Source organism: Ancylomarina sp. YFZ004 (genome assembly GCF_054254355.1).
Genome location: NZ_JBTCHQ010000004.1, coordinates 430161 through 453390, shown reverse-complemented (window position 1 = coordinate 453390; position 23230 = coordinate 430161). Strand labels below are relative to the sequence as shown.

General features: G+C 37.2%; 16 protein-coding genes and 1 tRNA gene. 8 read left to right on the top strand and 9 right to left on the bottom strand.

Annotated elements, in window-relative coordinates; all coding sequences use genetic code 11:
• Positions 1 to 265: 265 nt before the first annotated feature.
• Positions 266 to 916, top strand: a complete 651-nt coding sequence (locus tag ACXR6G_RS09535; protein ID WP_458361193.1) for an HAD family hydrolase — start codon at positions 266 to 268, stop codon at positions 914 to 916.
• A 64-nt stretch (positions 917 to 980) separates the two neighbouring features.
• Here ACXR6G_RS09535 and ACXR6G_RS09530 read toward each other — a convergent pair whose 3' ends face one another.
• The 3 genes from ACXR6G_RS09530 to ACXR6G_RS09520 all read right to left on the bottom strand — a co-directional run bounded on the left by ACXR6G_RS09530 (position 981) and on the right by ACXR6G_RS09520 (position 4143).
• On the bottom strand, positions 981 to 3050 hold the full coding sequence (locus tag ACXR6G_RS09530; RefSeq protein ID WP_458361192.1) for a PKD domain-containing protein: 2070 nt from the start codon (positions 3048 to 3050) through the stop codon (positions 981 to 983).
• A gap of 115 nt (positions 3051 to 3165) precedes the next feature.
• Positions 3166 to 3636 (bottom strand): ferritin family protein, encoded by a 471-nt coding sequence (locus ACXR6G_RS09525; protein WP_458361191.1) that lies wholly within the window; start codon positions 3634 to 3636, stop codon positions 3166 to 3168.
• A 51-nt stretch (positions 3637 to 3687) separates the two neighbouring features.
• On the bottom strand, positions 3688 to 4143 hold the full coding sequence (locus tag ACXR6G_RS09520; RefSeq protein ID WP_458361190.1) for a ferritin family protein: 456 nt from the start codon (positions 4141 to 4143) through the stop codon (positions 3688 to 3690).
• Positions 4144 to 4356: 213 nt separating this feature from the next.
• On the opposite strand from ACXR6G_RS09520, the gene ACXR6G_RS09515 reads away from it, so the two are divergent.
• The 4 genes from ACXR6G_RS09515 to ACXR6G_RS09500 all read left to right on the top strand — a co-directional run bounded on the left by ACXR6G_RS09515 (position 4357) and on the right by ACXR6G_RS09500 (position 8964).
• Positions 4357 to 5259: a 1,4-dihydroxy-2-naphthoate polyprenyltransferase gene (locus ACXR6G_RS09515; RefSeq protein WP_458361189.1), complete on the top strand. Its 903-nt coding sequence runs from the start codon at positions 4357 to 4359 to the stop codon at positions 5257 to 5259.
• Positions 5260 to 5279: 20 nt separating this feature from the next.
• The gene (gene menC, locus ACXR6G_RS09510; RefSeq protein WP_458361188.1) at positions 5280 to 6338 is read left to right on the top strand and encodes an o-succinylbenzoate synthase; all 1059 of its coding nucleotides are present in this window, start codon (positions 5280 to 5282) and stop codon (positions 6336 to 6338) included.
• Positions 6319 to 7392: an AMP-binding protein gene (locus ACXR6G_RS09505; RefSeq protein ID WP_458361187.1), complete on the top strand. Its 1074-nt coding sequence runs from the start codon at positions 6319 to 6321 to the stop codon at positions 7390 to 7392. The genes menC and ACXR6G_RS09505 overlap by 20 nt, the downstream gene beginning before the upstream one ends.
• 246 nt (positions 7393 to 7638) lie before the next feature.
• The gene (locus ACXR6G_RS09500) at positions 7639 to 8964 is read left to right on the top strand and encodes an OmpP1/FadL family transporter (protein ID WP_458361186.1); all 1326 of its coding nucleotides are present in this window, start codon (positions 7639 to 7641) and stop codon (positions 8962 to 8964) included.
• An 86-nt stretch (positions 8965 to 9050) separates the two neighbouring features.
• On the opposite strand, the gene ACXR6G_RS09495 is transcribed toward ACXR6G_RS09500, so the two are convergent.
• Positions 9051 to 9644, bottom strand: a complete 594-nt coding sequence (locus ACXR6G_RS09495) for a YceI family protein (protein WP_458361185.1) — start codon at positions 9642 to 9644, stop codon at positions 9051 to 9053.
• A gap of 214 nt (positions 9645 to 9858) precedes the next feature.
• On the opposite strand from ACXR6G_RS09495, the gene ACXR6G_RS09490 reads away from it, so the two are divergent.
• A tRNA-Arg gene (locus ACXR6G_RS09490) sits at positions 9859 to 9932 on the top strand.
• A gap of 1313 nt (positions 9933 to 11245) precedes the next feature.
• Complete coding sequence (locus ACXR6G_RS09485; protein WP_458361184.1) at positions 11246 to 11800, top strand: 2'-5' RNA ligase family protein; 555 nt, start codon at positions 11246 to 11248, stop codon at positions 11798 to 11800.
• Positions 11801 to 11928: 128 nt separating this feature from the next.
• Here the strand turns inward: ACXR6G_RS09485 and ACXR6G_RS09480 are convergent, their stop codons facing one another.
• Complete coding sequence (locus ACXR6G_RS09480) at positions 11929 to 13413, bottom strand: Gfo/Idh/MocA family protein (RefSeq protein WP_458361183.1); 1485 nt, start codon at positions 13411 to 13413, stop codon at positions 11929 to 11931.
• Positions 13414 to 13833: 420 nt separating this feature from the next.
• Here ACXR6G_RS09480 and ACXR6G_RS09475 point away from each other — a divergent pair, with 420 nt between their 5' ends.
• On the top strand, positions 13834 to 14874 hold the full coding sequence (locus ACXR6G_RS09475; RefSeq protein WP_458361182.1) for an NAD(P)/FAD-dependent oxidoreductase: 1041 nt from the start codon (positions 13834 to 13836) through the stop codon (positions 14872 to 14874).
• Positions 14875 to 14959: 85 nt separating this feature from the next.
• Here the strand turns inward: ACXR6G_RS09475 and ACXR6G_RS09470 are convergent, their stop codons facing one another.
• From ACXR6G_RS09470 to ACXR6G_RS09455, 4 genes are all read right to left on the bottom strand, one after another.
• Entirely contained in the window at positions 14960 to 18214 is a 3255-nt protein-coding gene (locus ACXR6G_RS09470; protein WP_458361181.1) for a S41 family peptidase, read from the bottom strand.
• Positions 18215 to 18483: 269 nt separating this feature from the next.
• The gene (locus tag ACXR6G_RS09465; RefSeq protein ID WP_458361180.1) at positions 18484 to 21654 is read right to left on the bottom strand and encodes an SPOR domain-containing protein; all 3171 of its coding nucleotides are present in this window, start codon (positions 21652 to 21654) and stop codon (positions 18484 to 18486) included.
• Positions 21655 to 21669: 15 nt separating this feature from the next.
• Positions 21670 to 22233, bottom strand: a complete 564-nt coding sequence (locus tag ACXR6G_RS09460; RefSeq protein WP_458361179.1) for a DUF4402 domain-containing protein — start codon at positions 22231 to 22233, stop codon at positions 21670 to 21672.
• A gap of 24 nt (positions 22234 to 22257) precedes the next feature.
• Positions 22258 to 23133 (bottom strand): fimbrial biogenesis chaperone, encoded by an 876-nt coding sequence (locus tag ACXR6G_RS09455; RefSeq protein ID WP_458361178.1) that lies wholly within the window; start codon positions 23131 to 23133, stop codon positions 22258 to 22260.
• Positions 23134 to 23230: the final 97 nt, after the last annotated feature.

Here is a 23230-nt window from a genome sequence, read left to right as displayed (position 1 = left end):
AACCTAAAATAATTATCATTTCATTAATTCTTACCAAATTCAATATACAAAAAAATCTTGCAAACACTTGAATTTGCTTATGACCTTATTGGGCTTGACCTTAGTCCTATTCTACATTTTGTGACAAAAAAAGTAGATATTCCAAAACAAAACTTATAAGCAGATTAAAATTTAGGCAACAATCTTTTTGCTAGTAAAGTGTTCATAACGATATTTGCATAGGCTTTCACATAATTCGAGGCTCTAAACACACTAAACAAATAAAATGAATATAAAAGGAATCGTATTCGATTTAGACGGTACACTTGCCGATTCAATTGAGGATATTGCAGAATCAATGAATCAGGTTTTAGTAGAACAAAACTTAGCGACTCACAGTATAGATACTTATAAAACTTTTGTAGGTAATGGCATTCGAAAATTGGTTAACAGATCATTACCTGAGGAATTAAGAACAGATGAACTTTTCACTAAGAATCTGAATAGAATGCTTGAGGTTTATGGTGCCAATTGTATCAACAAGACTAAACTTTACCCAGGTGTAGCCGATCTGTTGGATGAGCTTCAAGAAAAAGGAATTAAGATTGCTGTTTTCTCAAACAAGGCTAACGACCTGACTCAAAAAGTGGTCAAAGTTCTTTTGGCAAAATGGGATGTTTCATTTGTGATTGGTGCTGGTGGTGATGTCGCTAGAAAACCAAATCCTCAAGGGGCTTTAATGGCAGCTGAGAAAATGGGAATCTCAGCAAGTGAACTCATGTTTGTTGGAGATTCTGGTGTTGATATGGAAACAGCAAAAAATGCAAGCATGTTTGGTGTCGGCGTTTTATGGGGATTTCGTGGAGCTGATGAATTGAATGCGAATGGTGCCAAAGCCATTATCAGTGAAGCTTCGGAACTCTTGAATCATCTTTAAAAACACAAAAAGGCAGATAACTCAATCTATGAGAATCTGCCTTTGATTTATTTCTTATCAATAACTACAATACAATGACTTTCCGATTCACGATGGAACCATCGATATCCATTTTCAGAATATAAAGTCCAGCTGGAAATGGTCTTAAATCCAAATCGATAAAGGAATTATATTGCGAAACAAAGCCACTTAAACGTTCTGCCCCACGCGTATCGTAAAGCCACCAATCAATACGATTAAATAAAACGGCATTTAAATCAACTCGGGTTTTCACATTCTTACTCGGGTTGGGATAAATCACAAGTTCAGAATCATAACTCGTATTGATAGTCTTTGTGGTGCTTTTTTCTCCACAAATATTACCTACAGTTAAGTTCACAAGATACTGACCCGAATTCTCATACACATGATTAGGTCTCATAAGTCCTGATTTTTCGCCATCACCAAATTCCCACAAATAAGTCACAGCATTTTTTGATGCATCTCTAAAATCAAAACTTTTTTGCTTAAACAAATACGTAAAATCAGGCTCTGTTTCATCTACAACAACTAAACTAGTGAATTCATTATCACTCACTTCTCCAAGGGTATAAACCAAACTTACAGCTTTAACTCCTGATGTTGAATATTTGACAGTGTGAGGGCCTTTCGTTGTAGCTGTTTCAGGACTAGCATCGGCTCCAAAATCCCATAAATAAGTATCGTAATCCATTCCAAAATTAAAGAACACCTCTACATCTGACTCTACGCAGGCAATATTCTTATCTGTCATAATAGATGGGTTATATCCATCCAAGACGAGAAAACCTGTATTGTCAGGATCTAACCAATATTTAAGTTGATTTTCGTTGGCAGGGTATGTGTCCCAACTGGCAGAAAACTTAGCAAAATAATCATTCACTGAATTGGTACAATTGGCATCTCCACCTGTGAGATCACCAATAAGTCTATGCCGTGAATTGAACAAGGGAGAACCTGATGAGCCACCCTCAGTGGTTCCCAATTCCCAGCTCGATATAAGCCAGTGTGTATTCGTATCAAAAGTATAATCTGAGTCAATATAAGTTTCGGTTCCAGGAGGATTCTGATCCATGGATATTTTCTTCACATCCCCATTAGGATGATGAATACAAACCGTTTGACTAGGTATTGACCCTGAACGATCCCAACCGGCATAATAAGGCTGATAAGTGGAAGGAGGAATCGAGCTCATTTCTAAAAGAGTAAAATCCAAATGATTCGTTGTCGCTCTTAAATTCGATCCAGATATGGATTGGCCCTTGGAACCAGTCGTTCCTTCACAAGTTTCAGCTTCGTAATTAAAATAAAAGATGGCTTGTTGGGCAAGTGATTCTTCACTAATGACATGGTGAGCCGTTAGAATATAGGGACGTCCATCTTTCCTGGTATTGTTTATCAAGGTACCCGAAGCAATCCAACCGCCATAGGTAATATGACAAACAGCCCGCTTCTCAACCTGCCAATTTAAGCCTTGCTCACAATTGATGTTCACATTACAGCTACCTGATTCACTTTTTACATATGAACTCTTGGAGTCAAAAATCCTAAAAATATTCTTATAATCATGATAGATTTTTCCTAGTTTGAGCTCAGCTTTAAACTCAGGATTAATGGGCTCAATATATTCAATAATAAGATCATCACCTGCTAAGGGCTCAATTGCAAATCGTCCTGAATTTTTATTATTTTTTTCTGTATAAGCTCCCAATACCCTATCATTAGTATAGTTATAAATAAACAACTTTCCTCCCATAGGCAAACGGAACTTCTCAAATACGACGCTAAGAGAATAAGCTCCCGGTGAAGTAATCGCAAGATTCCACACGCGTTGTCCATTTGATAAAACCGTCCAAGTTCCTGAATTATCGCTTGTCTTATCCACAATGAATTCATGAGCATATTTTGCATGTTTCAATCTTGATCTAGTCTCAAGAGCTCTCTCTGATTTAATATTGAGCATTTTTTCAACTGGCATCAACACCGTTTCAAATTTCATCTGACTTGCTGTCTTTTTAAAATAAGGATAGCCACCATGAGAAATTTGAGCAAATGAGGATAGGCCCGAAAAAAGAAAGAACACAGGGATAAAAAAGCTTATAAGTTTTAAGCGCATAAATATGGATCTTTGTAGATAGAATGGTAAAAATAATATTTTTATGATGATAGTTGAGACCATATAGAAAAAAAAGTCTCACCTAAAGTGAGACTTTTATATTTGACAAGGGATCTTACTCTTGCTTGAATTGCTCTTCACAGTGTCTATCATATTGAATTTCCATCTTAACTTTTTGCTTAGCTTCGTGTAAAGCAAGCATATAAAACAGATCCTGGAGATCAGGAGAAGAAACCCGTTCAGCCAAATCCCAATAAAACATGAAAGTGGCTTTTTCTTTCTCCATTGCCATTATTAAAGCATCATGAAAGTTCGGATCTTCATTGGAATAATCGACATCAGCAATATAATGTTCTGTTTTTAATTCTTTTATTTGATCAAAGGAATTGTGATCAAAGGTTCCACTAATTCGTATGGCTACTAATTTCAGAATATGATTTTGCTTTTCGATGGCAATATCTCTAAACAATTGTTCAACCTTGGGTTTACTCATCTTATCGGCCAAATCGTTATAAAAATCCACCTCACTTTGCTCTTGCTCTACAGCAAAATTCAAAACCTCGTCTATATTGTTATATTTTTCCATAATATGGTTCTAAAATGACATCTATCCAAACCCTAATCACAGCACAAAATCCTAATTGTCAGACAAAACAAACTCGTCATACTCAATTTCCAGCTTTAATTTTTGACGTGCTTCCTGATTAGCCAAACTCAAAAAAGTCTGTTTGCATGTCTTATCAGCAGTACAATCGGCTAATTCCTGATAAAGAATGAATTTCTCCTTTTCTTTATTCATAGCCATTATAAGAGCTTCCTGATAGGATAAACTTTTTTTCGTATAATCAATCTCAGAGAAAGAACCTGCAATTTTCAAATCATGCACGCTCTCAATATCAAGTAAGACTCCAATCTCTTTCATACTTTCCAGCTGGAGCATTCTAGCTGTTTTTTCAAGGGCAATACACCGAAACAATTGTTTGACATTTTTACGTTCCATTGTTTCAGCTAGTTCTGAATAAAATTGAATTTCATCCATTTCACTTTCAATAGCAAAGTCAATGATCTCTTCAAAATTTCTAAAAATTTTCATTGTAAATTAAATTTAAACACATGTATGTTAATTAAATAGAAATTGACTTGAGTTTCAAAATGGTTTGTCTGATTAAAAGTTACGAAATAAAAAATAATTGAACAAGAGCTTTTACATGAGACGTTTATGAACTTTTGTTAATTTTGACATCAATAAACTTAAGGCGTTATTTTAAATTGGTTAAATTTGTGTCTCAAAAAATAAACCTTGACTATGAGTAAAACAAAAGCATGGATACATGCCTTTAGATTAAGAACACTTCCCCTCGCCTTATCCAGTATCCTACTTGGAAGTCTGCTTGCAGCATCGTATCATTCATTCAACACTCGTATTTTTATATTAGCCATTCTCACGACGCTTTTTTTGCAGATTCTCTCAAATTTGGCAAACGATTTGGGCGATTCCATTTCAGGTGCCGATAACGAAAATCGAGTTGGTCCGGAAAGAGCCGTTCAAAGTGGTATCATCAGTAAGTCTGAGATGAAGGGTATGCTCTATGTCTTTATTATTCTATCCTTAATCAGTGGTTCATTATTAATTTATGATGCGGCACAACTCATAAGCTTACAAGAAGCTCTCATAATTTTTGCCATTGGTATTCTAGCAATTCTGGCCGCAATTAATTATACGGTAGGTAAAAATCCATACGGTTATATGGGCTTTGGCGATCTTTTTGTTTTCATCTTTTTTGGCTTGGTTGGTGTCATGGGGAGTTACTTCTTAAACACCGGGAGTTTGCATTGGGATCTACTTCTACCAGCAAGTTCAGTTGGTCTTCTAAGTGCCGGTGTTCTCAATCTGAATAATATGCGCGATATTGAAAACGATGCTCAAACAGGTAAAAGAACCTTAGTCGTTAAAATTGGTTCAAAAGCGGCTAAGAATTACCATCTTATTATTTTAGCATTAGCTATGCTTTTTGCTATTGCTTATAGTATTTTCAATTTTAACACGGCTTTTCAGTTTATATACGTATTGAGTTTTCCTCTGATTTTACGAAATATTTACATTGTATTTATCAATCAGAATCCTCCAGATTTAGATCCCGAATTAAAGAAGTTAGCTCTGTCCTGTTTCTTTTTTAGTCTTACCTTTGGTATAGGTGCTCTTTTATAAAACTTACATCTATTTAATTCATGTTAGTAGCAAAATTTTCTTACTCCCCTTTAGATTTTAAACGGCCAAGTGGTACGTCACGTGGTATTCTCACAAAAAAAGAAGCCTGGTTTGTTCATGTTTGGGACAATAAAAATCCAGAAGTTAAAGGTATCGGTGAATGTTCAATAATAAGAGGATTAAGCCCCGATGACCGAGAAAATTACGAGGACAAAATTCAGGAGGTTTGCGATAATATCAACCAAATTGAAAGCTACCTCAATAATGAGTTGATTGAATGGCCATCCATCTATTTTGGCTTCGAGATGGCTTTAAGGGATCTTGCAAATGGCGGAAAACGTCTTCTCTTTAATTCGGATTTCACCGAAAATGAAGCGAAGATTCCTATTAACGGTTTAGTTTGGATGGGCGATAAAGCCTATATGCAAGAGCAGGTTCAAGAAAAAATTGATACAGGGTTTAATTGCATTAAATTAAAAATTGGAGCCATCAATTTCCAGGAAGAATTGGAAATTATAAAGTCAATTCGAGCAAAATTTAATCCTGACCAAATTGAGATTCGAGTTGATGCCAATGGTGCTTTTCATCCTGATGAAGCGATGGATAAACTAAAGGCTTTAAGCGTATTTGATATTCATTCAATAGAACAACCCATAAAAGCAGGTAATTGGGAAGCTATGGCTAAGCTTTGTAAAGATACACCCCTACCCATTGCACTCGATGAAGAATTAATTGGGATTTATAAGCTTGAAGATAAAATCAAGATGATTAAACGAATCCAGCCTCAATACATTATCTTAAAGCCAAGTTTGGTTGGTGGTTTCAAGGGTAGTCAAGAATGGATAGATATTGCAAAAGCAGAAGGTATTCCTTGGTGGATGACATCTGCATTGGAATCGAATATCGGTTTGAATGCTATTGCACAGTGGGCTTTCACATTAAATAATCCGATGCCACAAGGTTTGGGTACCGGACAACTCTTTACCAACAATATAGAATCTCCTCTAGAAGTATCTATGGGCTATTTAATCTACGATAAATCTAAAAAATGGGCAGTCGATGAAAAGCTTGGAGCTTAATTTCTCTCAACTTAATACGAATCAGCTTATTGCTTTTTGCCAAGACGAGATTAAAACCTCAACTGAGCAATGGCAGAAGGATATCTATGCCTTTATCTTAGAATGGTTAGATGATAATTCGCATGTAGAGGCTAAAACATCTGGCTCAACAGGCAAACCCAAAACGATTCAGCTTGAAAAAGCAAAAATGATCCAGTCTGCAAAAATGACGGGGGAATTCTTCAATTTTAGAAAAGGAGACAAAGCCCTACTCTGTCTCTCCCCTCAATTTATCGCTGGTAAAATGATGATTGTACGAGCTCTTATTTGGCAAATGAACTTAGTATGTGTCAAGCCAGATGGTCATCCACTCTCTGAGCTAAATATGGACATTGATTTTGCCGCAATGATTCCCCTCCAGGTCCAAAACAGCATACATAATATTGATCAAACCAATCGGATTAATACCATCTTGATTGGTGGCGGTGTTGTCGACAAACATTTAGATGATCAACTTCAATATTTAAATACGCATTGTTACTCTAGCTTTGGTATGACAGAAACTCTTTCGCATATAGCCATAAAGAGCTTAAATGGTTCTGACAAATCGAATCGCTACAAAGCACTAGGAGGTATCAGCCTTTCAACTGACGATAGAGACTGTTTAAAAATAACAGCACCAAAACTTCTGGACCAAGCCATTACAACAAACGATATTGTTAATTTAGTTTCGAATAACGAATTTGAGTGGCTTGGAAGATTCGACCATGTTATTAATTCGGGAGGCATAAAATTATTCCCTGAACAAATCGAAGAGCAACTTGCATCATTTATAAATCTCCCTTTTTTTCTAATTGGTATTCCCGATGAACATCTGGGTGAGAAAATGATTCTCCTAATTGAATCAAATCATATTACAGATGAGCAAAAAAAGCAGATTAAGGCTAAAATTGACTCTTATTTAGAAAAATTTCAAGGTCCTCGCAACATTTTCTACATTCCGAAGTTTGAACGCACTTTAACAAACAAGATTCAACGTAAAGCTACTCTCATAAGACTTACAGAAGAAAAATAATTCATAAAAATTGAGCTTAATTCTCAATTCAAAATTTCGCTCTTATTTGTTCCAAATAAATATTAGTCCTTTTTCAAAAAAACACACCACCTAGTTTTATACTAATAATCAACATTTTAGAGCACACCACACTAGTCTCCATATCTACATATGTGATATATAACATATTTGCATAGGTTTATAGTTGCTATTTTGTTGCTGAAATAGATATTAAACTAAACTATCAAATAATATTGACCTATGAAGATGAGATCTAAATTATTAGTTTCAGCCTCCCTTATTTTAGCTGGACTTATGACTAGCCAAACGGCAAGTGCAACAGATGGCTATTTTAGCCTTGCCTATGGAACACAAAACAAAGGTATGGCTGGTGCAGGTATCGCATGGTACAAAAACTCACTAATTAATGGTAACCCTGCTTCTTTAGTGAAACTAGGAAACCAATACCAGTTTGGTGTAAACATGTTTAACCCAAACCGTGAATACACTGTAACAGGTAATCCTTCAGGAATGCCTAACACTTTCGGTCTAGCTCCTGGAACTGTAGAGAGTGATAGTAAAGTATTTTTCATGCCAACCTTTGGTGCTAACTGGCTATTAAACGAGAAAAGCAGTTTCTCTGTAGCTCTTTATGGTAATGGTGGTATGAATACTGATTATGCTCCGCAAGTTAATCCTATGGATGGGAATAAGTATGGTACATTCGGTATGCCTAATGCTAGTACAGGTGTTGATTTGGGACAAATGTTCTTAAACTTAAGCTATGCATACCAAGTAAGCGAAAAACATAGTTTTGGTGTAACGGCGATTGCTGCTTACCAATATTTTGAAGCGAAAGGTATTGCTTCATTAGGAATGATGTCCAGTGATCCAACAAAATTATCAGACAATGGTCACGATAGTGCTTTTGGTATGGGATTTAAATTAGGTTATTTAGGTCAATTAACTGAAAAGTTAAGTGTTGGTGCAAGTTACCAAACCATGGTATATATGAGTGAGTTTGAAGATTACTCTGGTCTTTTCGCTGAGCAAGGTGATTTCGATATCCCTTCAACATGGACTGTTGGTTTAGCTTATCAGGCTAATGAAAACTGGGTATTTGCAGCTGACTTCAAGCGTATAGATTATACTAATATTGCTTCTGTATCTAATAAGATGCATACACCTATGGATCCAGCCTTCTCTCCTCTTGGAACAGATAAAGGTTCTGGTTTTGGCTGGGAAGATATCAACGTATACAAAGTAGGTGCTGAATATTCAGGTATTGATACTTGGACTTTAAGAGCGGGTTACTCACATTGTGATCAACCAATTCAGAAATCAGAAGTGATGTTTAATATTTTAGCTCCTGGTGTTATGCAAGATCATATCACTCTAGGTTGTTCTAAAGTATTAAACGAAAAAGGGAATGCATTACATTTCGCTTTTGTTTACGCTCCTGAGAATTCAGTTAAAGGTGCTAACCCAATGGATTTTGATGCGGCACAAGCTATGCAAGGTAACATGGTACCAAACCAAACTATTGAAATTAAAATGAGTCAGATTGAATTGGAAATTGCTTATTCTTTCTAATCGATATTTTATTTGAGAAGTTAATTCTCAATCCATAAAAAACGCCACATTCACTGTGGCGTTTTTTTTATGATAGAATTCAATCCTTAAAACATCAAGTCGAACTTCAGTTCAAACTTGTCATGAATTGTTTTATCTCCTAAATTATCAAAGAATGAACCTGAACCATACTTAATACCAAACTGAGTACGATCAATAAGCATCAAACCACTCATATGATATGAATCACCATGCTTGTGAGAAGTAACTTCAAACTCCAAAGGCTTAGTAATACCTTTAATACTAATCTCACCTTTTACAAGTAGTTTTCCATCCTTTAAATTCTTACTCTCTTTTATTACAAACTTTGATTCTGGAAATTTTGTCACACCAAAAAAGTCCTCTGATTTTAAATGTTTTTCAAGTTTACCACGGTATTTGTCATTCGTTATATCTGCATTTGTAATGCTGCCCATATTCATAACAAATTCACCTCCTACAATTTCAGTCCCTTTCATCATGAGTTTTCCCGACTTCAACATCACAGTTCCGTTGTGTTGGCCAGTCACCTTTTTACCCGTCCATTCCACCTTGCTTTTGTCAAGATTTAAATCCATTGTTGTTTGAGCACTTACGGTCGTGTTTACGAACAAAGCACTCATTACAAACACCACTCCCAATAATAGTCTTTTCGTTTTCATAGTATATGAATTAATTGATAATATTTTTATTTAAACTAAATCTAAATATACCGATATTCTTAAATATGAAAAAATCATATTTGTTAAGCGCTTGTTAATCTTTAACTAAGCATCATTTTGAATAATGAAAATATAAAAATGAAAAAAACTTCAAAAAAAGCTTGTAATATAAATCTTAGAATGCCTATATTTGCAGGGTCTTTGAGACAAAAACGGACGTGTAGCATAACTGGATAGTGCACCTCGTTACGGCCGAGGAGGTTGGGGGTTCGAATCCCTCCATGTTCACACAAAACTCATCAGGAAACTGGTGAGTTTTTTTTATGCTCAAACTTTAAACCCCTAAAAGGGATGAGAACCCATTTAGGGGTTCGTAATATATTCATGATGAGCGAAGCGAAGAATTAACATGTTCTCGATGAGCAGAGCGAAGAGTCATCCCTCCATGTTCACATAGAAAATGAGAATCTTCCATATTACTTGGGAGATTCTTTTTTTTATACAAGATTTTTGGGATGAGAACCCATTGGGGTTCGTTACGAAGTACTCGACGAGGTACGAGGAGTCATCCCTCCATGTTCACTTTAAGAAGAGATCTTTCATTAATTTGATTGATCTCTTTTTTATTGCATTAGATTTTGGGATGAGAACCCATAGGGGTTCGTTACGAAGTACTCGACGAGGTACGAGGAGTCATGGATCACCAGTAAAAGTTGCGTCTAATTCTATAATTACTCAAATATCTTTGTTAAACACAATAAGAAAAACTCAATATCTACAACTCCTTTCAAAGAGGATCAAGAGAGATTTCTGGGTATAGATGAATAATCTTACTTTGTTGAAATAGGAAAAGTATCACTTTCATCAATTCTTGGGAAATTTGTTTCACAGCAAAATCAGATTCATAATACAAACCATTTTTTTTCTTTATTTACTTTTATTCATATCGTTATTTTAAATTAAGGAATTCATGATTTGTCAATGCCTTGATGAAAAGTAACAAAAATCAATGGCTCCGGCACTCAGTGACCCATCACGGTTCAAAGACTAAACAGACTGAACTCGTTCGTACCTCACTCAGACAGCATTCTGTTTTTAACGCCTTTTTCACCTATGGGGCCCCACTTGCGCTGCCGAGGCCAGATATAAAAATCCGTCTCACAATCTTAATCATATTTTATCAAAAAGTTTTGGGCGGGCTTTGTCAGCCTGCCGTGAGGCGTGTCACAGTTTCTTCAACAAAGCGAAAACAAGGATCAGGCTGACTTGATTTTTTGCTTACTTTTTATCTAAGAAACGAGCGAAGTGAGTTCATGAACACCCGTATTATAATGAGTGAATAAAAAAGTAAGAGCCCAGCGGCTCTAGCGAAAAGTTTAAAATATAATCCAAAATATACCTAGTGCACTTAGACCCAACTTTTGTAAATTATCTTGAGAACCCTAGGTTCGTATACATTAATTAACTATGCTTGAGAATCTTCCTTACTTCATAGAAGATCTCAGAGGCAAATTCATAATGCATAGAAACACGCCTTTAAAATGTGGAAAGAAAACACGATATTTAAGTTCATCAATTTTAAAGTATCAACATAGAACGGCATGACAAATCATAAGCAAAATCTTTATTTCATTGCTCTTATTCCTCATAGGGAACTTAGGGAGCAAGTAGAAGCTTTAAAAGAGGAAATGAGGGAACGTTTTAATGCCAAACATGCCTTAAAATCACCTGCTCACATTACGCTTCAAATGCCCTTTAGAATTCATGAAAATAATGAACCAATCTTAATTGATATCTTACAGAAGACCGTAGCAGGTCAGTATGCATTTGAGCTTAAACTTTCTGGCTTTGACTGTTTTTCACCCAGAGTCATTTTTGTAAAAGTAGTTGATCATGATCCCGTCAAACCTGTTCATGAAAAACTGATAAGTCTTTTAAGTGAGAAAATGGAACTTGGTGAAAAAGTGCTTAGCCCAAAAATCCATCCACATATGACCATTGCTACTAGAGATTTAAGTGTCGAAAATTTCAACTTAGCCTGGAATGAGTTTAAGAATAAAACATTTGAAGGCTTTTTTTTATGCAAGAGCCTATTTCTCTTGAAGCATAATGGGAATTATTGGGATATTCATCGGGAGTTTCTTTTTAACAGCTAAAGTTTTCAATCCTTTACAAGGATCCCACAGGTACACTAGAAAAGAAAGGCGACAAACCTTATATCATCAATCTTACCGATTAAAGATGCAAGGCTTACCGCCAAAATTACAATCTATGTTTGTTGAGTTTAATGCACTTCCAGTTGACCTTTTGAATCAGCCTTTTTAAGATTACGTACGCCTGTTGTACCTCCACCATTTAAAGTCAAATCGATTGGCTTATTTGTTTTCCAGGCACCTCTAGTGAAATCAGGAATCTCAATAGAATTCGATTTATTGGCAATAGACCATTCACTCAATGGTGTAATACAACTCCATGATGCAGCATCGTACACATCCATATCCATTGGTAAGCCATTACGTAAACAATCAATCAAACGCCAGTCCATTACGAAATCCATACCACCATGACCACCAACTTGCTTGGCCATTTCACCAACTCTACGGATAATCTCTGGGGTGTATTTATCTTCCAGTTCTTTAAACTTCGCATCATCAATCACATTATGTCCGAAGGCAATATGCTGCTTAGGCCATTTCTGTGCAAAACACTTGGTTCCACTAAGCATATGAATTCTGGAATAAGGTCTAGGAGAACTGATATCGTGCTGAATCATGATAGTACGTCCCATATTGGTACGAATCATTTGCATATCCATATTTCCTCTCATGTCCCATCCTGCGAATTGCTCAAAGAATGGATCTTTTTTAGCCATTTCTGCAATGCGATTCTTTAACGTGAAATCATCAGACATCATAGACGTCAAGTAATCCATTTTATCGCCACGATTGATATTCATAGCCTGACAAATTGGTCCCAAACCATGAGTTGGATACACATTAGCTTTACGCTTGTTTTCGTGCAAACGCCACATCTTTGTATAGGCGCCATCTGTCATTTTATTATCCTTTGGTTTATTGAAATGCCAATAATCCAGATCATGAATATAAGCACCTTCACCATGTATAAGATCACCAAAAGCGCCTTGTTGAGCCATACTAATCGTTAGCATCTCGAAGAAATCATAACAACAGTTCTCAAGAATAACGCAATGTTTACGAGTACGCTCAGAGGTCTCGACCATTTGCCAGCATTCATCCATCGTCTTAGCTGTTGAAACCTCAACAGCGGCATGACTATCTGCCTCCATAGCCGCAATAGCTACAGGTACGTGCCATTCCCATGGTGTCGCAATATATACAAGATCAACCAAGCCACTTTCACACAAAGCCTTGAATCCTAAATCTCCTCCAACAAATTCTTTAGCCTTTGGTAAACCTGCATCAGAAAGAATCTTCTGTCCACCATCAACAGCAGCCTGTCTAATATCGCAAAGAGCTGTAATTTCAACACCATCGATATAAGTCATACGCTTTACAGCCCCTGAACCACGATCACCGATACCAACGAATCCAACACGAACCGTATCGAGTTTTGGTGCCGCATAGCCACACATATTAAAACTCATAGATGGGTTTCTTGATGCCGCAGCTTTAATATGAGCCAAATTACTTTCATCTTTTGTGCTTGAGCAAGCTGCCAGGGGCGCTGCTGCAAGAACTCCAGCTCCAAGAGCCAAATTACCTAGGAATGATCTTCGGGTGCTTGCCATAATTCTAATAGTTTAATCCTTTAAAATATTTTTATCAGAGCTTAAAAAAAGTAGCCTTCATTCAGTGTATTTTCTATAAAACTGCTGAACTAAAAATTCTACTGTTTAATACCTCTATATTACTAATTTTCTTCTTTATAATTGACTTCAAGTTAAAAGTAGATTTACAACACTCTTACATGCTTTTCAATTACTTCATCAAAGTCCTAACTTGATGCTCAAAGATATCCTCAATCTCTCTAAACATGGGGTAACATTTTTTTCAAAAAGGGTGAAAAAATAAGCAATTAAGTTGAGAAAAACATTTACTCTAAACTAGGAGAACAATACAATCCCCCATTCTAAATAAACCTATAGCAGACTATTAACTCTTTTTAGGGAACAAGATTCCTTATATTTGAATAAATCAAGCTTAAAAAAATGACCAAATATATTATTGTAGGACAAGGCTTAGCAGGTACCCTTCTGGCCTACCAAATGCATAAAAATAAAATTCCATTTAAAATCATTGTCGACCCAACACAAAAATCGGCTTCAGAAGTTGCTGCAGGCCTCATCAACCCTCTTGTCTTTAAACGTCTCACAAAAAGTTGGATAGTAGACAGCTTATTTCCTAAAATGTATGAGACCTACTCGGAGATGGAGAAAATGCTTTCAATAAAATTCATCGAACAAAAAGAGATGATTAAACCTTTAGCTGAACAAGACATTCCCATGTGGCAAAAGAGAATCGATCAAGGCAAAATGAATCATTATATTGATCGAATCGATAAGGATCTAAAACTAGAAGGTTTTAAAGAAATTGAGCATTACGGCGCACTCATGCAGACAGGCTCGTGCAATTTAAGCCTATTGATTCAGGGCATGCGTAATTTCTTTAAACAGCATAATTATCTCATTAAAGATCACCTCAAGATTGAAGATGTTACATTTGAAGATAAGGCTGTCTATTGGAAAGATCTTTCAGCAGAGAAAATCATATTCTGCCGAGGTTATAAAGATGCTAAGAATGCACTCTTCCCTGCTGAAAGCTTTTACCTTACCAAAGGAGAGCTGATAGAAATTGAGGCTAAGGCTTTGTGTGAAGATTTCATCCTAAACAAGAACCTATTCGTCTTACCTACAGGCAAAAATTGTTTTAAAGTTGGAGCAACCTACGAATGGGATACTATTGATGAAGAAACCAGTGAAGAAGGTAAATCAGAACTTCTCACAAAACTAGATAAACTTATTGATACGGATTATACCATTCTGAATCATTGGGCTGGTGTGAGACCGACTGTAAAAGATAGACGACCAATTCTGGGTATTCATCCACAGAACGATAGGTTGGCCATATTCAATGGACTTGGAACCAAGGGTGTTATGCTGGCCCCTTATTTCTCGGAACAAATGCTTGAATTATTAGAAAACCCACAAGCTGAAATCGACGAAGAAGTCAAGCTTGATCGCTTCTTCTAGATAAGGGTAAAGAAAAAGGCTGTTTCAAAGAAAACCCAAATGGATTCACCTTGAAACAGCCTTAAATATGATCTAAAGTAAATGACTACTTCACATCCTCTTCAATCCATTTAGAACGATTCGGATTTTTAGGTGCACTCACTTTCTGACTTGGCTTCTCTTTCAACTCTTTCAAAAGCATTTCCACTGCTTTCTCAATTGAAGGATCCATACCTTTAGCCACCTTATGAGGCTCGTCGTATACTTCTACATCAGGATAAACGCCAACACCTTCGATAATCCATTTCTGATTTTCATCGAAAATACCAAAACGAGGTACGGCGATATAACCACCATCTACCAAGCCAGCATTACCCGACATACCAACAAGTCCACCCCAGGTACGCGTACCAATAAGTTTACCTAATCCTTTCTTTCTGAAATAGTATGGGAATGCATCTCCCCCTGATGAAGAGTAATGATTAATCAACATGGCTTTTGGTCCATCATGAGCAATACCTGGTGTTTGTTGTGGCTCCAAACCTCTACGGTGCCAATACGAAAGCACATTACGATCAAGTAAGTCGGCCATATGATCAGGAATAAATCCACCTCCATTATAACGGTCATCAATAATCAAAGCTTGCTTGTCGTGATAAGCATACATACCTCGGTGCAACTCACGATTCCCTTCTACAGCTGTATTAGGAACATGAATATAACCAATCTTACCATCAGATAATTTGTTCACAATCGCACGACGCTCATTGACCCAGTTCAAATACATTAGCTCATGTTCTGAAGCGATAGGCTTAATGGTATAAGATTTAGCTCCTTCTAAGCTTGGCTTAGAGTTCACCGTAATTTCGATCATTTTACCAACGGTATTCTCCAAGTACAAGTATGGATTAATATCCAGACTCAAGTTATGTCCATTGATACTTAAAAGGTAATCCCCTTCTTTCACTTTCATCCCTTGTTCTGTTAAAGGAGATCTGCGATTAGGGGTCCAGTTTTCACCCTGATAGATTTTAGAGATGATATATTTACCTGCCTTAACATCTGCTTTAAGCTTGGCTCCTAGCAATCCTGTTTCCAATGGCTTCACCTTTTCAAAATCGCCATAGTTCACATAGGCATGACCTGTATTGGTTTCCGAAATAATCTCCCCAAGAATATAATCCAAGTCGGCACGATGACTCACATAAGGCATCAACAGATTGTAGTTGGTTTTAATTTGAGCCCAATCAATCCCATGCATATTGGCCACGTAATAATAATCACGGAAAATTCTCCAACCATCGGTATAGATTTGTTTCCACTCTTTCTTAGGATCGATCTTCATTTCAAGATCATCCAGATTCAGTTTACCAGCGCCTACTTTCTGCCCTGCATTAATATCAATAATCCCAAAGGTAGAACCCGAACGGTACATGATTTTCTTTCCATTACCAGAAAGCATATAATCCGAAATACGATCTAGAATGACCTCATCCTTTTCCTTTACAATATTATAAGAGTGCAATTCTCTTTTCGTAGAATAAAGGATACCACCATCTACAGCAGTTAAGTCACCATAGTTTCCTGATGACATTGGGAATACCGAAATACGATCAGCAATACCATCCAAATCTATCTCAATCTTCAAGTCAGCCTTTGATTCCTCTTTCTTATCTTTATTCGCCTCATCAGCTTTTACCTCTTCAACATCGTTTTTCAAAGCAAATAATTTCGGTCCATTTTCCTTTAAGGAAATCGCATAGATACGAGTTGCTTTATTATACAAATAGTTGAATTCGAAGCTCGAAAAATTCAAATTGAAATTACGATTTGATAAAAAGAAAATGAAATTTCCATCCTTAGAAAAGACAGGTTCCGAGTCGCTAAATGTATCATTAGTCAACTGGAAATTCTTACCATTCTTTAAATTGTAAACCCAAATAGCCGACTGGCTATTGTGACTTTCTTTTGAATAGGTAATCCACTCTGAGTCTGGAGAAAAATTATATTCTGTAATCTCGTTATGACTGGCCGTATCCACCACTTTCACTTTCCCACTTTCAATATCAAGATACTTCAGTTTCAAGCTACGATCAAAAAAGAGTAAATATTTACTGTTGTCAGACCATTTAGAATCGTACATCCAAGCCGATGAGCCAGAGGTTATTTGCTTAGCCTTAGCTCCTTTTTTATTTTCAAGTAAATAGATCTCGTACTCACCTGTTGCATCAGAATAATAAGAAATGTACTTTCCATCTGGTGACCAAGTCGGTGCAGTCTCGCGTACGCCTTGCGTTTGAGTTAAGTTGATACTTGGACCATTTTTAGCAGGAACTGAAAAGATATCACCTCGAGCATCAAACAAAGCACGTTTGCCCGAAGGAGATACAGCAACTCCTTGAACAAAGTCTTTTACATTCTTGTAATAAGGCAGTATATTCGGATTGTCAAAGTGAATATTAACGACAACACGCTCTTCTTCACCTGTTTCAAGGTTCAACTTAAAGAGCTGTCCTCCATTTTCATAAACAAGCTGTCCATTCTCTCCTGAAGGCCACATCACATCAAAAGTCTTGTGATGAGTCATTTGAGTAATGGTTTTAGTCGGAATATCATACTTATAGATATTCAACTTTAAATCGCGATCGGAAGCAAAGTAAATAGCATCCTTATACCAGGAAGGAATCTGATCTGATCCCACAAATTTAGTGATTCGCTCCGATTGATCTTTCTCTAGATCATAAATCCAAAGATCAGCGGCACGCCCACCTTTATAGCGTTTCCAAGTACGGAATTCGCGACTGATTGGAGCATAACACATTTTTTTAGCATCAGGAGAGAAAACGCCCATTCCACCTTCTGTAATCTGCAAGGGCTGCTCTAAACCACCCTTTAAACTCACCTTATAATAGGTTCCATTTCTTTCACCAAAAGGCGTACGGTTCATACGAACTAAAATTGACTGACTATCAGGCGTCCAATCCAGTACCACATTGTCAAATCCTCCACGTGGTGGCATTAGACCAACCGAATTGTAATAGGTCAACTGACGAGGTGTACCTCCAGCGGCTGGCATCACATAAACCTGACGGCTACCTGAATATTCAGCTGAGAAAGCAATCCATTGTCCATCAGGAGAAATTTTTGGAAATAGCTCCATGCCCTTATGAGACGTCAATCGAGTTGCATCTCCCCCTTTTGCATCTACCGACCAAATATCGCCAGCATATACAAAAGCAATTAGATTTTTATTCACATCGGGATATCGCATCAAGCGCGCATCTTTTTGTGCATTCACACTACCAATCATTCCCATTAAAATGAGAAGAAAAGCAGCAAATTTAAGATTCTTTTTTTGCATTATCTTCTGTGTGTTTGTGTTAGAATATAATCTGATTATATATTTACAGTATAAGCCTCAAAGCTACTAAATCATTTATTTTACAAAGAAAGAACTTAATTAAATAATTACAGTTATCAATAGATCGTGAGATATGAGACTTAAGACATGAGACTAATTTACAAACTGCTTATAATCGGGACATTGATAGAAACACCGCAAATTCAAAACAAACACATTATAAAAATTAAAAAAACCGCACCTAACTATTGAGCTTAACAAGGCCCCAACTAAAAGGACAATTCATGCTCAACAGGTACAATAAACAATTCGGAGAATCCCTGATCCAACAGTTTCAACATAAAACGTCTTGCTTCCTTACGCCCATAAAAAGGGCTAAATCGGACTTTATACAAGCCCTTTTCATAATCAACCACTACTTTCTTATTATAAATTGCAGCTAAACGAGATTGTAAAGCCAAAGCATTAGATTGCTTCGCAAAGGCACCTAGCTGAACAGCAAACACACCTCTATTCGTAAGTCTTGATTTATTTATGTCACCATACGCATCATTAAGAACAATAATCGCATCAGAATAGCCCATAGCAAGCAATTGGGGAGTCAATAAGCCGGCTTCCTTTCTGCTTTCAAACCCACCGATTAGAAGCTTAAAGTTATCGTCTTCAAAAACGATCACGGCTGAACAGTCTAAAGCTTCTTTAAGTTTCTTTTGAGTCGCAATAGCACGAGCCTTAGTCTCAAACTCACCCACCTGTATCAAACAAGCTGCTTTTTCTTTGGCATCAGTATTTTTGGTGGCAAGCACATTTTCTTCCTCAAGACTTACAATACTCGAAGATGTATCACGTGCAGGGCTTTGTAGCACCAACTCAAGGCCATCGACATAATCCCCTTCCTGGGTACGTTTAATCGTAAATGGCAAAGCAGCAGGTATCGCCATCAGATCTAATTTTCGTAATTGAGCACTATCAATGCGAGCGGTATACTCACCAGATGGCAATCCCAGATAGCTGAAATAACCATCAAATTCGCTTAGGGTGTAAGCAATACGCTTTGAGTCGCTATTATAAAGGTTGACTATAACACGTCCGATTCCTTTCTGTTTATCACCTTCGCGATGATAAACAGTTCCTGCCACTTCCCCAACAACTGAAACAGGAATCTCAACCCGTTTAAACTGATTAGGCGTGACTTCAACACTTAAAATCTGTTTTTTTATTTTCCAGCCAATATTATCGAAACTGTTGGGATCAATTTTAACTGTATGTTTTTTATAAGGCTCCATATTAGCGGCACGAATAATCGTATCTCTATCCATACTAAGCTGGTAACAGCCCCTAATCCTGAGTTTTAATCCCCAGGCCTTTGGCTCACCTTTATCCTGATGACCATTGCAATTATAATCAAGAAAAGGCAGGAAGATGATGCCTCCCTTACCGACTGTACTGCGCTTACTTGTGCCTAAATAGTTTGTTGAACGATCGTACATGAGACTACCCCGAGCCGACTGAGTAAAACTTGTATTATTACTACTACGACTAGCAGAAACTGAGGTACTCCCAAAAGAAAAATCATAACGCAAGCCAATTTGTGCTGAGCTAGACTGACTTGGAAAATTATAATTATATGAAATATTCAGGTAAGCTTTTTTAAACAAGGTTTTCTGAAGAGTAGTGCTCACGGATACCAACTCGTTCTGAGAATAATTATATTGCAGACGGGGTGAAAAAGTATAAGCAGATGGCAACCTGAAAGCCATTGAAAGATTACTGGAAACATTAAGCTTAGAACCATCATAAAACATGGCATTGGTATTCAAATTCATGTTGACACCCCAAACATATCCTGAAAACATCATATCAGCCCGGGTGCTTTTACCCGAGGGATAAATCATCTGATTTAATGAGAGGCGAGAGTAGATTGAGAAATTCTGAGTTTGGATAGGGAGCGACAGGCTTAGTCTTCGCTCCTCGATCGTATTCGTGTTGATTGCAATCTGATCTTTGACATAGCGCGTATAATCCAAAACCAAATCTAAATTAGAAGCCCCCTGATAACTGAGTCTGCAAACAGAATTTACCCCATGGTTATAGTCACCCGAAAACAATAAACTTGAAGCAATCTTAAGGGATAGATTAACAAAAGGGATACTTACTCCAGAAGCTTGAGTTGACAAATATTCCACACCCCCACCCAAAGTAAAAGAGCGACTGATACCATAATTAAATTTAGCCCTTGTAAACTGGCCCTGCTCACCACCTTCAAGGATTCCAGCTTGTAGGCTGTATTCAAATTCATTTTTTGGAAGAAAATTTAAAGGAATATTAATGTTCTCCTCCTTGGTTCGCTCTTCACCCCAAGGACCATAAAAACGTAGTTTTAATTCGGTATTCCCATACATTAGGGGCACGTCGAAAGAATAAAAGCCTGAAGCATCGGCTTTCACATAATCAACCATTCTATTATTCACATAGAGTTCTACAATCCAATTGGCTTCGGTAAAATCACTCAGTGTATAGGAACCAAAAGATCGACGTTGCGTTGTGGCTGTATTGGTTAAATCCACACCTACTACGGATGAGTAAATTGAAGAAATAGATTGACTGGATATTTTCCCTGCTCTAATCTGCCTCAAAGGCTTAAACTTATTATTAACATAGCGCCATTGATAATACTGATTAGCCAGAGAGAAATCTGAATTTGGGCTATAATTGAGGCTTAAATCGGCTTCACCACCCGCAATCAAAGCTCCCAGAGCCAGATGCAAGTCTTCACTACTCTCACCATTTAGTTCCTGATTGGCAACAATGGACCAATCGGCCGTTCCAAATTTAAATAAGGAGAAGTCTCGCTTAATTATGGTGTCCGGGATAAGCTCACCTTTCAGGTTAGCTCTATTTTTACGCATGGCTTCCGTACGGAGTAGACGAATGACAGGCAGTTCGAGCTCGGTTGTCATTTTTACCGATAGGCTGCGAAAACTAAATCTGCAGTTTAAAGCAAACACCTTCCCGAAATAGTCGATATTCAAATACAAATTGCTTGCGGTTCGAATCAAATCTCCGGGCTGCAGATCAAAGCGTTTTCCCTGGTATTGAATTTGGTAATTTTTGGCATCCACAAGAAAATCCGCCTCTTCATTTATAATAAAACCTTTTACTGACTCAAACTGAGCAGCAGGCGTATTCTTAATCTTGAGGAAATCGAAAACATCAGTAATTGAGAGATAGGCTTGTTGACCTAAAATTGCAGCAGGCATCTCGATGCTACCTATTTCTTGAACATTAAATGTAACTGGGATCTCATCGTACAAAAGTTCTGCCTGACCAAAGACAGTACAAGTGGATAGTATAAAAAAACAAGCGATAAGTATCCTTAAAGCACAAGCCAGCCTAGCTCTTAACATTAAAGAACTGACAAAAAATATTTTAACTGCCATAAAAACTTTGTCTGCTTAATTCTTCTGGAAAACAAAATCTAATTCGCCTATATATGTTCCGGGAGGATTAGCCTTAGAACCCTCAACTATTAAAGATCCACCAACACTAACTTTTATTTCATATATCTTATCTTTCCCATTCCCACTTGTAGACCTACTAATTATAGATAAATCTCCTACCCCAACAGAAATGGAACCATCATTACTTCCTGTCAATTTACTTTTTTTCCCTCTCAAAATACTAATTGGAAGGCTCTTTTTAAAAGGCCTTTTAGCGCTCACCACGAAAACAGCAGGTTGGGGAGCATCACCCTTATTTATTTGTGTGATTCCAGTAGGGTAGTCTGGCTCTCCATCTGGCGAAATACTTACTATTCCCCCATCACCCCATACAGAGAATGTTCCAAAACATATATCCCGTTTTTTTTCAACTACTATTTTTGAGTTTGTGTTTGGATTTATCTTATCATGTCCATCTCCCTTGTTCTTTTGAGCTGATAATGGCAAAGCATTAAAGAGGAAGAATATGCCCAGACAAATAAGACGACACCACCCATTTATTTTAAAACCGATATTCATAATAATCATCTCAAGTATAACTGATTAGTCTAATTGCAAATCTTCTTCACAAAGAATGCCTCCTTTATCGGCTTTTTGCCTGCTGTATACCAAATGTAGTTTCCCTTTGGTATAATCTACACCAGCCCGTGTTTCAAGTTTGAGGCAATAAGTTCTGGAGGCAGTCGGAGAATAAACAGCAAGACCTTTTACAAGCCCAACTTGGCTACGCTTCCCTTCTTGCGAGATATAATCAACTCGAATATCTCCATAAACCGACATATTCCCTGTCCGGTTTAACTTTAGTTTGAGGCTAGGAACTAGATCCTTTCCTTTTTCAAGTTTTAAATCTGAACAGTTCACATGAGCAGTAGATTCTCCTCTGTGGATAATCACTGGAATGGTAATACCAAAAATAGGCTTCACACTCACAGACAGCCCTGTAGCCTTAGCTTGCTTCTCACCAAGTGGTTTTTTTCGAGGCACACTCCTGAAATAAATATGAGAACGGTATTCCCCCGACTGTAATTGACTGGTCTTGGTGAGCTGCATTTTCACTAGCTGAGCCTCGTTGGGAGCAAGAGTCACCCGACGTGGAAAAAAACGAAGGTATGGGCTGGCAAAATTCTGCCCTTGGTCTGGCTCAGTGATATCCTCAAATTGCCCACCTTCCGTCATCCTTATTTGCTTGAAGGAAATATTGTAAGTTGCGGTATCCTTTCCCGTATTGGCCAGGTTCAATTCCTGTATTCTTTTCTTTCCCTCAAAAACCACTCTTCTTGGAGTAATCAGCAGATTGCCTTGTGCCATCACTTTTCCAGAAGAAAAGATAGACAATGCCATGCAGCCAAAAAGAAAAAAAGAAAAAAGCATTGCCTTTTTGAAAGCTATTGCTGTCTGTAAGTATCCTACTACTCTCATAATTATTTTATTGTGGGAACAAGCTAAACTTTATTGTTCTAAAAACTCATCAGGGAAAAACGCGGCACATAGCTGCATTTTCACCTGATGAATGGTT